The organism is Ruegeria sp. CL5 (genome assembly GCF_056536485.1).
Map to the genome: position 1 here is coordinate 133,649 of NZ_JBQFPS010000010.1, position 13,349 is coordinate 146,997.

Annotated in this window: 11 protein-coding genes; 9 read left to right on the forward strand and 2 right to left on the reverse strand. The window is 56.5% G+C overall.

Going from position 1 to position 13,349, the window contains the following annotated elements; all coding sequences use genetic code 11:
- Window positions 1-35 precede the first annotated feature (35 nt).
- A complete protein-coding gene (secA, locus tag ACR0IU_RS16790; protein WP_480717052.1) occupies window positions 36-2,753 on the reverse strand; it encodes a preprotein translocase subunit SecA in 2,718 nt (905 codons plus the stop codon).
- 176 nt (window positions 2,754-2,929) lie between these two features.
- On the opposite strand from secA, the gene ACR0IU_RS16795 reads away from it, so the two are divergent.
- The 3 genes from ACR0IU_RS16795 to mutT are packed head-to-tail and all read left to right on the forward strand — an operon-like array spanning window position 2,930 to window position 5,405.
- Entirely contained in the window at window positions 2,930-3,778 is an 849-nt protein-coding gene (locus ACR0IU_RS16795) for a peptidylprolyl isomerase (RefSeq protein ID WP_010442932.1), read from the forward strand.
- A 5-nt stretch (window positions 3,779-3,783) separates the two neighbouring features.
- A complete protein-coding gene (argJ, locus tag ACR0IU_RS16800) occupies window positions 3,784-5,010 on the forward strand; it encodes a bifunctional glutamate N-acetyltransferase/amino-acid acetyltransferase ArgJ (RefSeq protein WP_480717053.1) in 1,227 nt (408 codons plus the stop codon).
- Complete coding sequence (gene mutT, locus ACR0IU_RS16805) at window positions 5,007-5,405, forward strand: 8-oxo-dGTP diphosphatase MutT (RefSeq protein WP_480717054.1); 399 nt, start codon at window positions 5,007-5,009, stop codon at window positions 5,403-5,405. The genes argJ and mutT overlap by 4 nt, the downstream gene beginning before the upstream one ends.
- 57 nt (window positions 5,406-5,462) lie before the next feature.
- Here mutT and ACR0IU_RS16810 read toward each other — a convergent pair whose 3' ends face one another.
- Window positions 5,463-6,404 (reverse strand): sterol desaturase family protein, encoded by a 942-nt coding sequence (locus ACR0IU_RS16810; protein ID WP_010442929.1) that lies wholly within the window; start codon window positions 6,402-6,404, stop codon window positions 5,463-5,465.
- A 368-nt stretch (window positions 6,405-6,772) separates the two neighbouring features.
- On the opposite strand from ACR0IU_RS16810, the gene ACR0IU_RS16815 reads away from it, so the two are divergent.
- The 6 genes from ACR0IU_RS16815 (at window position 6,773) to ACR0IU_RS16840 (ending at window position 13,327) form a co-directional block, all read left to right on the forward strand.
- The gene (locus ACR0IU_RS16815; RefSeq protein ID WP_480717082.1) at window positions 6,773-8,716 is read left to right on the forward strand and encodes an AMP-binding protein; all 1,944 of its coding nucleotides are present in this window, start codon (window positions 6,773-6,775) and stop codon (window positions 8,714-8,716) included.
- A gap of 75 nt (window positions 8,717-8,791) precedes the next feature.
- Complete coding sequence (locus ACR0IU_RS16820; protein WP_170471020.1) at window positions 8,792-9,610, forward strand: ABC transporter ATP-binding protein; 819 nt, start codon at window positions 8,792-8,794, stop codon at window positions 9,608-9,610.
- 29 nt (window positions 9,611-9,639) lie between these two features.
- Window positions 9,640-10,626: a branched-chain amino acid ABC transporter permease gene (locus tag ACR0IU_RS16825; RefSeq protein ID WP_010442926.1), complete on the forward strand. Its 987-nt coding sequence runs from the start codon at window positions 9,640-9,642 to the stop codon at window positions 10,624-10,626.
- 3 nt (window positions 10,627-10,629) lie between these two features.
- The gene (locus ACR0IU_RS16830) at window positions 10,630-10,887 is read left to right on the forward strand and encodes a hypothetical protein (RefSeq protein ID WP_010442925.1); all 258 of its coding nucleotides are present in this window, start codon (window positions 10,630-10,632) and stop codon (window positions 10,885-10,887) included.
- A gap of 3 nt (window positions 10,888-10,890) precedes the next feature.
- A complete protein-coding gene (locus ACR0IU_RS16835) occupies window positions 10,891-11,967 on the forward strand; it encodes a branched-chain amino acid ABC transporter permease (protein WP_170471018.1) in 1,077 nt (358 codons plus the stop codon).
- 76 nt (window positions 11,968-12,043) lie between these two features.
- Window positions 12,044-13,327 carry an ABC transporter substrate-binding protein gene (locus tag ACR0IU_RS16840; protein WP_010442923.1) on the forward strand — a complete coding sequence of 428 codons (1,284 nt, stop codon included), beginning with the start codon at window positions 12,044-12,046 and terminating at the stop codon, window positions 13,325-13,327.
- The last annotated feature ends 22 nt before the right edge of the window (window positions 13,328-13,349 follow it).

Here is a 13,349-nt window from a genome sequence, read left to right on the forward strand (position 1 = left end):
TGAGGCGGACTCATTGTGTTTGAAAGTGGATGACGTTAGGTCAATCTACCGTGGCAATGTTTGAACTTTTTGCCTGAACCACAGGGGCAGGGATCATTGCGCGACGGATTTCCCCAGGTTGTAGGGTCATCTTCGACAAAGCCTGGGCGGGCATCGCCCGAAGCTTGCGCCTCGGCCACTGCTTCGGCCTGTCCCGTCGCCTTATCCACTGCCTGCTGGGCCTGGGCCTGCTGCGCGGCCATCTGCGCCAGCATTTCCTTCTGTTCCTCTTCGCTGAGCGGGCGAACGCGCGACAATTGCTGGGTCACGGTTTCACGCAACGAATCGAGCATCCCTTCGAACAGCTGGAAGCTTTCGTTCTTGTATTCGTTCAGCGGGTCACGCTGGGCATAGCCTCGGAAAGCCACTACCGAGCGTAAATGCTCCAGCGTCAGAAGATGTTCGCGCCATTTGCCGTCGATGGTTTGCAGCAGAACCTGCTTTTCGATGTTACGCATGTTCTCGGGGCCGAAGGCGACGGCTTTCTGTGCCATCATTTCATCGGCTGCCTTGATCAGGCGTTCGCGGATCTGTTCGTCATCCACTCCCTCTTCGGCGGCCCAGTCCTGAACCGGTGCATCAATGGTAAGTTTGTCCTTGACAGCCTCATGCAGCCCCTCGGTATTCCATTGATCAGCATAGGTTTTCGGCGGCATGTATTCGTCGATCATATCGTCGATCACCTGCTCGCGCATATCCGAAACCACATCCGACAGATCGTCCGCTGACATGATCTCGCGTCGCTGGCTGAACACGACTTTCCGCTGATCGTTCATCACGTCGTCGAATTTCAGAACGTTCTTGCGCATGTCGAAGTTGCGACCTTCGACCTTGGACTGCGCCCGTTCAAGCGATTTGTTCACCCAAGGGTGAATGATCGCCTCGCCCTCTTTCATGCCCAGCGTGGTCAGGACCTTGTCCAGACGTTCCGAACCGAAGATTCGCATCAGGTCATCTTCGAGGCTGAGGTAAAACACCGTGCGGCCCGGATCACCCTGACGTCCCGAACGTCCGCGCAGCTGGTTGTCGATCCGGCGGCTTTCATGGCGTTCTGACGCCATCACGTAAAGACCGCCAGCCTCTAGCACCTTTTCCTTTTCTTCCGCGTGCTTGGCTTCTTCTGCCGCACGCAACTCGGCCGGGTCAGCCTCGGGGTTTTCGGCCAGCGCCTGAAGCACCTTCATCTCGACATTGCCGCCCAGCTGAATATCGGTGCCGCGGCCCGCCATGTTGGTGGCGATGGTCACCGCGCCCAGACGGCCTGCATCGGCCACAATCTGGGCTTCCTGTTCATGCTGGCGGGCGTTCAGAACGTTGTGTTCGATTCCCTCTTTATCCAGCATCTGGCTGATCACTTCGGACTTTTCGATCGACGTGGTGCCGACCAGGACCGGTTGACCTTTTTCACCGGCCTTTTTGACCTGTTCGATGATGGCGCCGTATTTCTCACCTGTGGTGCGATAGACCTGATCGTCCTTGTCCTCACGCGCAATCGGCTTGTTGGTGGGAACCTCGACAACGCCCAGACCATAGATTTCCTGAAATTCCTCGGCCTCGGTCAGCGCGGTGCCGGTCATGCCCGACAGCTTGTCGTAAAGGCGGAAATAGTTCTGGAAGGTTACGCTGGCCAGCGTCACGTTCTCGGGCTGAATCTGCACGCCTTCCTTGGCTTCGATGGCCTGATGCAGGCCTTCAGACAGGCGACGACCCGGCATCATCCGACCGGTGAATTCGTCGATCAGCACGACATTCCCATCCCGGACGATATAGTCCTTGTCGCGTTGGAACAGTTTATGCGCGCGCAGGCCCTGATTGACGTGATGCACCACAGTGGTGCTTTCAGGGTCGTACAGCGAATGCCCTTCGGGCAGCAGACCCGCCGAAAGCAGTTGCTGCTCGAGAAACTCGTTGCCTTCATCGGTGAAGGTCACGTTGCGGCTTTTTTCATCCAGAGAATAATGATCGTCCTGCAATGTCGGGATCACCGCATCGATGGCAGTATACAGATCCGACCGGTCCTGCGCAGGCCCCGAGATGATCAGCGGGGTCCGAGCCTCGTCGATCAGGATCGAATCCACTTCATCCACAATCGCGAAATTGTGGTGCTTCTGATAAACCTGCTCCAGATCGGCCTTCATGTTGTCGCGCAGATAGTCGAAGCCGAGCTCGTTGTTTGTGGCATACGTGATGTCGCAGTTATACGCGGCCATTTTCTCGGCATCGGGCTGACCTGTCCAGATCACGCCTGTGGTCATGCCCACGGACGCGAACACCTTGCCCATCCATTCCGAGTCGCGCTTGGCCAGGTATTCGTTCACTGTAACCACATGCACGCCCTTGCCGCTCAGTGCATTCAGATAAGCGGGGAGAGTGGCGACCAAAGTCTTTCCCTCACCCGTCTTCATTTCCGAGATATTGCCCTGATGCAGGAAGATGCCCCCCATCAACTGCACGTCAAAGGCCCGAAGACCCAGCGCGCGCTTGGCCCCTTCGCGGACATTGGCAAAGGCCTCAGGCAGCAGGTCATCCAGATTTTCACCGTCCAGCGCCCGTTTGCGCAGCTCAGCGGTCTTCTCGATCAGGCCTTCGTCGGTCAGTTTCTCGAACTCGGGCTCCATCGCGTTGATCTTTTCGATCAGGGGGCGGGTCGCCTTGATCTTGCGGTCGTTCGGTGTTCCGAACACCTTTTTGGCGAGCGTTCCGAGTCCCAGCATGTTCACTCCAGCGGATCTGTTCTTATCGTGGTTGCGACAGGCTTGCCCACCTTGCGCGCAACCCATAGATACGGGGGGTGAAAGGCGGCCCTGTCCAAGGCTTCAAAGCGATGTAAGCGGCAGGTTCTAAAGTGTCAACGCTGCGCCCTGTCGCGGCAAAGAAATAGGATGATTCCATGCCCAAAGGCCTCACTTTTCTGCCATCGCTGGCGCTTGCTGCCGTGATGGCCCTGCCGTTGGCCGCCGAAACCAAGCCCGATGCATCGACCGTCGTGGCGCGCGTGAATGGTGATGAGATCACATTAGGTCACGTCATCGCCACTGCGTCTGCTCTGCCCGCGCAGTATCAGCAGTTGGAAGACGACGTTCTTTATGACTTCATCCTTGAACAACTGGTCCAGCAACACCTGTTGGGTCAGCAACAGGATGCTCTGAACCCTCTTAACGCATTGCGTCTGGAAAACGAAACGCGGTCCCTGCGTGCGGTACAGACGGTTGAGGCGATCACCGCTGCCGAGGTTACGGATGAAGCAATCCAGGCCGCCTATGATGCGCAGTTTGCCGAATTCGAGGGCGAGGACGAATTCAACGCCAGCCATATTCTGGTTGAAAGCGAAGACGAAGCCAAAGCCATCAAGGCCCAGTTGGACGAGGGCGCGGATTTCGCCGAATTGGCGAAAGAGAAGTCCACCGGCCCCTCGGGACCCAATGGCGGTTCGCTGGGATGGTTCGGTAAAGGTCAGATGGTGCCCGAGTTCGAAAACGCGGTTGTAGCTTTGGAAAAAGGCAGTGTTTCGGAACCCGTCCAGACGCAATTCGGATGGCATTTGGTTGCTCTGAATGACAAACGCAAAACGCAGGCCCCGGAACTGGCCGTCGTGCGTGATGAACTGGCCCAAACCATCCGGCAGGACGCGATTCAGGCCAAGGTCGACGAGTTGACCCAGCAGGCAACGATCGAACGTCCAGCGCTGGAAGGGGTTGGACCCGAGGTCATGCGCCAGATCGAGCTGCTGCAGGAGTAACGCGCGTGGCGACGATCACCAAAGTATCACCATTGGCCCCAGAGGCCTTTCCTGAATTGCCTGCCATCGACGGCGTACGCTTTGCTACGGTTGAGGCTGGCGTACGCTATCAGGGCCGCACCGATGTCATGCTGGCTGTGCTTGATCCGGGTACTTCGGTGGCCGGGGTTTTCACCCGTTCGGCCACGCGCGCGGCGCCAGTTCTGGACTGTCAGGACAAGATCGGCGGGCGGTATGACGGGCCTGCGGCAATCCTGGTGAATTCGGGCAATGCCAACGCATTTACTGGTCATTATGGACAAACATCGGTGGCCGAGGTGACGCAAGCCGTCGCCAAAGCCACCGGCGTTGCGGTGGAGCGGGTCTTCACCTCTTCCACCGGAGTCATCGGCGAGCCGCTACCCCATGACCGCATCGTCGCCCAGCTTGAGGCCTTGAAATCCGGCCTCAATCGGCACGCCATCGAAGACGCGGCGCGGGCGATCATGACCACGGATACCTTCCCAAAAGGGGCATCCGCGCAGGTTGAGATCGATGGCAAAACAGTCTCTATCGCAGGGATTGCGAAGGGCTCCGGCATGATCGCGCCTGATATGGCGACGATGCTGGTCTATATATTCACCGACGCCCATGTCGAACAATCCGCTCTGCAAGCGATGTTGGGTGCTCAGACAGATCGGACCTTCAACTGCATCACCGTCGATAGTGATACTTCGACCTCTGATAGTCTGCTTCTGTGTGCGACCGGGGCCTCGGGCGTTGATGCCACGGGGAATGAGGCGTTTGCGCAGGCGCTTGAAGCCGTGATGCTGGACCTTGCACAGCAGGTGGTGCTCGACGGTGAGGGTGCAACGAAATTCGTAGAAATTCGTGTGACCGGAGCTGCAACGGACGCTGACGCCAAAATCCATGGGCTGGCCATTGCCAACTCGCCTCTGGTCAAAACCGCCATTGCAGGCGAAGACCCGAACTGGGGTCGTATCGTCATGGCCATCGGTAAATCCGGCGCTGCTGCTGACCGCGACCTTCTGAGCATTTCTTTCGGGGACATCCTTGTCGCCGAAAAAGGCTGGGTTAGTCCCGATTACCGCGAGGAAGACGCCGCCGCTTACATGAAAGGCCAAGACCTCGTGATCGCAGTCGATCTGGGATTGGGTGAAGGTAAGTCCACCGTTTGGACTTGCGACCTGACCCACGGCTATATCGAGATCAATGCGGATTACCGTTCATGAAAACAATCTTAGTGTCTGCGGTGGCTCTGATCGACATCGAGGGCCGCGTCCTGCTGGCCCAACGCCCCGAAGGCAAATCTATGGCTGGTCTTTGGGAATTCCCCGGCGGCAAGATCGAACCCGGCGAAACGCCCGAGGTCGCCCTGATCCGCGAATTGCACGAGGAACTGGGCATCGACACCTGGGCGTCGTGCCTCGCGCCCCTGACTTTCGCCAGCCACAGCTATGACGATTTCCACCTGCTGATGCCGCTGTTTGCCTGCCGCAAATGGGAAGGTATCCCGCAATCGAAGGAAGGGCAGGCGCTAAAGTGGGTACGCGCGAATGATCTGAGAAATTACTCGATGCCTGCGGCGGATGTTCCGTTGATCCCGATTTTGCGGGATTGGCTGTAGGCACAGGGTGAAAGCCACTGTTCCAGAGGGCTACAGGGGCTCACCTTTCAAGTTTGTTCAACTGCGTTGAAAAATCCGAGCTGCTTTCATCAGTGGCTCGACATACACGCCGTATAGGGTCCGATAGTCTTCAGTTTCCGGTCCGATGCCAAACTGTAAATCTTCCCGGCCTTTGGGGACATAGAGCGTACCGCCCATCCGGTCCCAAACCGCCAATCCACCGCCCATGTTTTTGTCCCAATGTTTGGGGTCGCTCGAATGATGGATCTGGTGCATGGCCGGTGATATCAACCATTTCTCGATACGTGGCCCATAGCTGACCCAGATGGGACTGTGGCGCAAAACACCACCGATGAGGTTGGACCCGAAGAATATGACATTTGCGCCACCGATCTGATAGGCGGTCAGATGATCACCAAACAGACCTATGAAGACACCATTCACGATAGCCGCCGCACCTACTGCTCCGAAACCGAAAAATACCGCATCGAATGGATGGTGCCGCTCGGCGGTTGCAAAGTTCAGATGCTCTGCCGAGTGATGTATCTTGTGGAATTCCCAAAGAAACGGAACCTTGTGCTGTAGATAGTGCATCCACCAGCGCATAAAATCATTCACGACATACAGCGTGACGGTCAGCGCGACGGCGACCCAAACCGAGCCACCCTCGCTTTGAAGGTCTGCACCCAAAGACCGGATACCATCAGCGACGACAGGGGTCAGTTTCCAGAGTGTGTTGACGATCCAATCGAGGGCAAACACAAAGATGATCGGATTGAGAAGAAGGATTACATAATCAATGAAGGCCGAGCGGGAGCCCCAGACTTCTTTCTTGAAGAAAACCGAATGAAATCTGCGGTCATCTCCTCCCAATCGATGGGCGACGATTGCGATGCTCATACCACACAGGACATACACCCAAAAATGCCGCAGGTTTGCGTTATCCGCAAAGCCCGAAATTTTGGATATGGCTATCTGAGCAAGTTCTGAAAAGTCCATTCCGCGGTGCCTGTACCAAATTCACTGCATAACTGCATAGATGTAATCTCACTTAATACCGGCGGAAATGTGGCGCAGCCCTCCCCTTCTTCAGCTGTTCGGAGTGCTTTATCTAAATTCGATACACCAAAGGGCTTGGCCTGAGCAGATTTGGTCGGATCCCGGATCTCGACATGCCGACACGGTGTCCTGTTACAATTCGTAAGAATTGAGAAAACATCAGGCAAAACTTGACGCTGATCTTTTCCGCGTCCCTTATCGGGGCATCGGCGCCCGGGGCGGGTTCCCGGCTTGTCGTTTCCGGCCCGAGGAGGGGTCGGATGGGGAGGAGAGAAAGATTGGCTCAGACGCAGTCGGGCGCTGGTGGGATGCAGTCCCTTCCGGCGCTGTTACACCGCAATGTGACCCAGTTCGGGGATGCCCCGGCTTACCGCGAAAAGGAATTCGGGATCTGGCAATGCTGGTCCTGGGCCGAAACCGCCAAAGAAATCCGCGCCATTGCATTGGGTTTTCTGGAGATTGGCGTCGAAAAAGGCGATCATATTGCTGTCATAGGCCGTAATCGCCCGGCGCATTATTGGTCGATGGTCGCGGCACAGATGGTGGGCGCGATCCCAGTGCCGCTTTACCAAGACGCTGTTGCCGAAGAGATGACCTATGTGATGGAGCATTGCGGCGCAAAATATGTCGTCTGCGGTGATCAGGAGCAGGTTGATAAGGTCATTGAAATTCAGGAAAAAGTGCATCAGATCAAGCACATTCTGTATACCGATAAACGCGGGATGCGGAAATACGACCACAGCCAGATGAACGCGCTTGAAGACATTATGGCCGAGGGTAGTGCCGGCCACGCGCGGTTTGATGCGGAACTCGACAAGCGCATCGCCGAGATCACCTATGACGACACCTGCGTGATGCTCTACACCAGCGGAACGACGGGCAAGCCCAAGGGAGTGGTGCTGTCGAACCGGAATGTGATCGAAAGCGCCAAGAACTCGGCGGACTTCGATCATCTGACCCGGAACGAGGACATCCTGTCTTATCTGCCGATGGCCTGGGTGGGCGATTTCATCTTCTCCATCGGTCAGGCCTATTGGTGCGGCTTCTGTGTGAACTGCCCCGAAAGCGCCGACACGATGATGACCGACCTTCGCGAGATCGGGCCGACCTATTTCTTTGCACCGCCGCGCGTGTTCGAAACCCAGCTGACCAATGTGATGATCCGGATGGAGGATGCAGGCAAGCTGAAGCAGCGCATGTTCCATCATTTCATGGCCCATGCCAAAAAGGTTGGCGGGTTGCTGTTGGACGGCAAGCCTGTGGGCTTTGGCGACAAATTGAAATACGCGCTGGGCAACCTGCTGGTTTATGGCCCGCTCAAGGATACGTTGGGTTATGGCCGCTTTCGGGTGGGCTACACAGCGGGTGAGGCAATTGGGCCGGAAATCTTTGATTTCTATCGCTCTTTGGGCATAAACTTGAAACAACTCTATGGCCAGACCGAAGCAACTGTGTTCATCACCGTGCAGCCGGATGGTGAGGTGCGTGCCGATACGGTTGGTGTGCCCGCGCCAGATGTCGAGCTGAAGATCGATGACAGCGGCGAGATCCACTATCGCTCGCCCGGTGTGTTTGTTGAGTACTACAACAATCCGGACTCCACGGCTTCAACCAAAGATGCCGAGGGCTGGGTTGCGACCGGTGATGCCGGGTTCATCGAAGAAAGCTCGGGCCATTTGCGGATCATCGATCGCGCCAAGGATGTTGGCAAAATGGCCGACGGATCGATGTTCGCGCCGAAATATGTTGAGAACAAGCTGAAGTTCTATCCTGACATTCTCGAAGTCGTGCTGTTTGGCAATGGCAAGGATCGTTGTGTCGCCTTCATCAATATCGATCTGACCGCGGTTGGAAACTGGGCCGAACGCAACAACGTGGCATATGCGTCCTATCAGGAATTGGCAGGCCATCCCCGTGTGTTAGAGACGATTCGTAGCCATGTGGAAGCGGTGAATAAGTCGGTTGCGGCTGATGAAATGCTGTCGGGCTGTCAGGTGCATCGCTTCGTGGTTCTGCACAAGGAACTGGATGCCGACGATGGAGAAATGACCCGGACTCGGAAGGTGCGCCGTGGCTTTGTCGAGGAGAAGTTCCACGACATCATCGCTGCGCTTTATGACGGGTCTGGCCAAGTTTCGACCACCACCGAGGTGACCTATGAAGATGGTCGCAAGGGTTCGATTTCTGCGACGTTGGAGATTGTGGATGCACCGGTTGTGCCGGTCGCGCAGCACAAGGTGGCAGCGGAATGAGGGGGCTGACCTGCGCCGCTCGACCTGCGGTCACCACCCCGCCCGCCGTCCCGTTTTTGTGTCAGGGAGGTTCTGATGCTGGATAATTCCGAAGGATATATCACCGAAGACGGTCGCAAGATCGGCGGCGTTGTGATGGAGATGAAGAACATCACCCTGCGCTTTGGCGGTGTAGTGGCGATCAAAGATATCTCGTTCGACATTCGCGAAGGCGAAATTCGCGCGATCATTGGACCGAACGGGGCGGGTAAGTCCTCGATGCTGAATGTGATCTCGGGCTTCTATGTCCCGCAAGAGGGCGAGGTCTGGTTCCACGGGTCCAAGCGCCCGCCGATGCGGCCCTTTGAGGTGGCGCAGCAAGGCATTGCGCGGACGTTTCAAAACATTGCCCTATTCGAAGGTATGAGCGTTCTCGACAACGTGATGACCGGACGCCTTGGCTTTATGAAGACGAACATCCTGCAGCAAGCCTTATGGAAGGGTAAGGCCGAGGCGGAAGAGACCGAGAACCGGGAGGCGGTCGAGAAGATCATCGATTTCCTCGAAATTCAGCACATCCGCAAAACGCCTGTGTCTCGCTTGCCCTACGGCTTGAAGAAGCGCGTTGAATTAGCGCGAGCGCTGGCGGCGGAGCCCAAATTGCTGCTGCTAGATGAACCGATGGCCGGGATGAATGTCGAAGAGAAAGAGGACATGAGCCGCTTTATCCTCGACGTGAATGACGAGTTTGGCACCACCATCGCCCTGATCGAGCATGACATGGGCGTGGTGATGGACCTGAGCGACCGGGTGGTCGTGATGGATTACGGCAAGAAGATCGGTGACGGCACGCCGGATGAGGTGCGCAACAATCAGGAAGTCATCGACGCCTATCTGGGGGTCAGTCATGACTGACGCTCGGGCAGAATTGGGGAGGGGCTGGCATGCCTGAACAACTCGTATTTGCGATGGAGGTCATCCTCAACGGTCTGATGGCCGGGGTGCTGTATGCGCTGGTCGCGCTGGGCTTTGTTCTGATCTACAAGGCGTCGGGGATTTTCAATTACGCGCAGGGGGTTATGGCCTTGTTCGCGGCGATGACGCTAGTCGGAATCATGAATGGGCAGGTACCTTTTGCGCATCTGATCAACGCCATCTTTGGCACGCATGTTCATTACTTTGGTTGGAATGTCCCCGCGCTGCTGGCGATCATTCTGACCATGGCGGTGATGGTACTGCTGGCCTGGGCCGTGCAGCGGTTCGTGATGCGCCATCTGGTTGGGCAGGAACCGATCATCCTGTTCATGGCGACCATCGGCCTGGCCTATTTCCTTGAAGGCGTGGCGGACCTGATGTGGGGGTCTGAGATCAAGACGCTGGATGTGGGTTTGCCGCAGGGCATCAACCTGTGGATTGATGAAACCACCTTTAACATCTTCGACTATGGCTTCTTCATCGACAATCTGGACATCGTGGCGACGATCATTGCGGCGCTGCTGGTGGCGGCCTTGGTCGCGTTCAGCCAATACACCAAACAGGGCCGGGCAATGCGCGCCGTGGCGGATGATCATCAGGCCGCGCTGTCGGTCGGGATTTCGCTGAATTTCATCTGGGTGATGGTCTGGTCGGTGGCCGGGTTCGTGGCCCTGGTCGCAGGGATCATGTGGGGCACCAAATCGGGCGTTCAGTTCTCACTGTCACTCATCGCACTCAAGGCGCTGCCGGTGCTGATGCTGGGCGGGTTCACGTCGATCCCCGGAGCAATCGTCGGTGGGTTGATTATCGGTGTTGGCGAAAAACTGTTCGAGTTTGCCATCGGCCCGTTGGTCGGTGGTGCGACCGAGAACTGGTTTGCCTATGTACTGGCGCTGATCTTTCTGGTGTTCCGGCCACAGGGCCTGTTCGGCGAGAAGATCATTGAGAGAGTGTAGGGGATGACCAAGCTGATCGCCATCGTCAACGTGATTGCATGGGCCGGGTTCTGGGCCTTTGGCTACATCGCTCTGACGTCCAGTGATCTAAGTGAAGGCCAGCTTGTGATCGCTGTGCTTCTGGCTTTTGCCGGACTTGTTATGGGTGTTCTCGCCTACATGAAACTGGTGCGCGCCTCTGAGGCGACCGGATACGCCAAGGGCTCCAATCAACTGGACGCCGCAGCCCGCAATCGGGCGCAGGAAGAATGGGGAAAGTAAGATATGTTCTATCGTGAGGCCGGAGACTTCAAAACCTCCTACATAGCGGACAGCCAGACTTTCCCGATCAAGTTTGACCGGTATCGGTACTACGTGGTGTTGGCAGTGGCGTTCGGGGTCATTCCGTTCATTATCAACGACTATTGGGCCAACGCACTGCTGCTGCCCTTCCTGATCTACGCGATCGCTGCAATCGGGTTGAATATCCTCGTTGGTTATTGCGGGCAGGTCTCGCTGGGAACAGGTGGTTTCATGGCTGTGGGGGCCTATGCTTGCTACAAGCTGATGACGGCGTTTCCAGATGTCAGCATGTTCATCCATGTTCTGTTGGCTGGCGGCGTCACTGCGCTGGTGGGCGTGCTGTTTGGTCTGCCCTCTTTGCGGATCAAAGGGTTCTACCTTGCGGTGGCCACGCTGGCTGCACAGTTCTTCCTTGTATGGCTATTCAACCGGGTGCCGTGGTTCTACAACTACTCGGCCTCTGGCCAGATCAACTCGCCCGAACGGGACGTGTTTGGCATCATCATCACCGGTCCGAACGCGCCTGCCTGGGCGACCTATCTGTTTTGCCTGATCTTTTTGACCTTCAGTGCGATCATCGCGCGTAACCTTACGCGCGGTACTACGGGTCGGACATGGATGGCGATCCGCGACATGGATATCGCAGCCGAGATCATCGGGGTGAACCCGCTCAAGGCAAAGCTTACCGCCTTTGCCGTCAGCTCGTTTTTCGTAGGCATTGCAGGCGCACTGTTCTTTGCTGTCTATCTGGGCGCGGTCGAAGTGGGTGAAGTGTTCGGTATTCAGAAATCATTCCTGGTGCTGTTCATGGTAATTATCGGCGGATTAGGGTCTATATTTGGGTCCTTCGCGGGGGCGGCATTTCTGGTTTTGCTGCCAGTTGTCCTAAAGCTGCTGGGTGTCGATCTGCTGGGTTGGCCAACGGATATCGTTGCGCACCTGAATCTCGTGATCGTGGGCGCTCTCATTATCATATTCCTTGTTCTTGAACCCCACGGACTGGCGCAGCTTTGGCGCGTCGCGAAAGAGAAACTCAGACTCTGGCCGTTCCCGCACTAGTGGGCAGGCCCAATGAAAAGACGGGCGGCTGAAGCCCGAAACCCAACATCGGATCAACTAAGGGAGGAGACACCCGATGAAAAAGAAAATGGCTACCCTGGCGCTGGGCGCGCTGATGGCGGCAGGACCTGCGCTCGCAGATCTTGTGATCCCATCGCTCAGCTATCGTACGGGCCCATACGCTGCAGGCGGTATTCCGTTTGCTGATGGCTATGCTGACTATTTCACCCTGCTCAACGAACGAGACGGGGGTATTGGCGGTGTTCCTGTCAACGTGATCGAATGTGAGACCGGCTATAACACCGAAAAAGGTGTGGAGTGCTATGAATCAACCAAAGGCGAAGGCGCGTTGATTTATCAACCCTTGTCGACCGGTATTACATATCAGTTGATCCCCAAGGTAACGGCGGATGACATCCCTTTGCATACAATGGGTTATGGCCGGACTTCGGCTCGCAACGGCAAGGTGTTCAGCCACGTCTTCAACTATCCCGCGAATTACTGGGACGGTGCCTCGGGCGCGATCAACTACCTGCTCGACGAAAATGGAGGCGATCTGAACGGCAAAAAAATCGCTCTGGTCTATCACAATTCAGCCTATGGCAAGGAACCGATCAGAACGTTGGAAGAGCTGTCGAAAAAGCACGGCTTCGAACTGTCGTTGCTGCCGGTCGACCATCCTGGACAAGAGCAAAAATCCCAGTGGCTGCAGATCCGTCGTGAAAAGCCAGACTTTGTCCTGATGTGGGGCTGGGGCGTAATGAACCAGGTCGCCATTCAGGAGGCTGCCAATATTCGCTTCCCGATGGAAAACTTCATCGGCGTTTGGTGGTCGGGCGCGCAGCATGACGTACTGCCTGCTGGCGACAAGGCGAACGGTTACAAGGCCGTAACCTTCCATGCCGTTGGTGATGACTTTCCTGTATTTGACGACATCAAGACGCATGTCGTGGATGCCGGAAAGGCCGCAGGCGCGGGCGATCAGGTTGGTACCGTTCTGTACAACCGTGGCCTCTACTCAGCGATGCTCGCCGCCGAAGCGATCAAGGACGCGCAGGAAGCAAATGGAACCGGCGATGTCACACCGGGTATGGTTCGGGACGCGATGGAGCAGCTGAACATCACCGAAGAGCGCATGGCCTCTCTGGGTATGCCGAACTTTGGTCCGACCTTCCAGGTATCGTGCGATAACCATGGCGGCCCAGGCTTGATCGGCGTCTCTCAGTGGGATGCAGGTACACAAACATGGAACCTGATCTCGGACTTCAAGCCAACCGATGGTGAGGTGATCGGTGCGCTGGTTGAAGAAGACTCGAGCGCATATGCAGCCGAAAATAACGTCGAAACACGCTGCAACTAAGGCCTGCTTCGACCATAAACTT

Coding starts and splice junctions, on each gene's coding strand:
- secA (WP_480717052.1), bottom strand. CDS start 2,753: ATGCTGGGACTCGGAACGCTCGCCAAAAAGGTGTTCGGAACACCGAAC.
- ACR0IU_RS16795 (WP_010442932.1), top strand. CDS start 2,930: ATGCCCAAAGGCCTCACTTTTCTGCCATCGCTGGCGCTTGCTGCCGTG.
- mutT (WP_480717054.1), top strand. CDS start 5,007: ATGAAAACAATCTTAGTGTCTGCGGTGGCTCTGATCGACATCGAGGGC.
- ACR0IU_RS16810 (WP_010442929.1), bottom strand. CDS start 6,404: ATGGACTTTTCAGAACTTGCTCAGATAGCCATATCCAAAATTTCGGGC.
- ACR0IU_RS16815 (WP_480717082.1), top strand. CDS start 6,773: ATGCAGTCCCTTCCGGCGCTGTTACACCGCAATGTGACCCAGTTCGGG.
- ACR0IU_RS16820 (WP_170471020.1), top strand. CDS start 8,792: ATGCTGGATAATTCCGAAGGATATATCACCGAAGACGGTCGCAAGATC.
- ACR0IU_RS16825 (WP_010442926.1), top strand. CDS start 9,640: ATGCCTGAACAACTCGTATTTGCGATGGAGGTCATCCTCAACGGTCTG.
- ACR0IU_RS16830 (WP_010442925.1), top strand. CDS start 10,630: ATGACCAAGCTGATCGCCATCGTCAACGTGATTGCATGGGCCGGGTTC.
- ACR0IU_RS16835 (WP_170471018.1), top strand. CDS start 10,891: ATGTTCTATCGTGAGGCCGGAGACTTCAAAACCTCCTACATAGCGGAC.
- ACR0IU_RS16840 (WP_010442923.1), top strand. CDS start 12,044: ATGAAAAAGAAAATGGCTACCCTGGCGCTGGGCGCGCTGATGGCGGCA.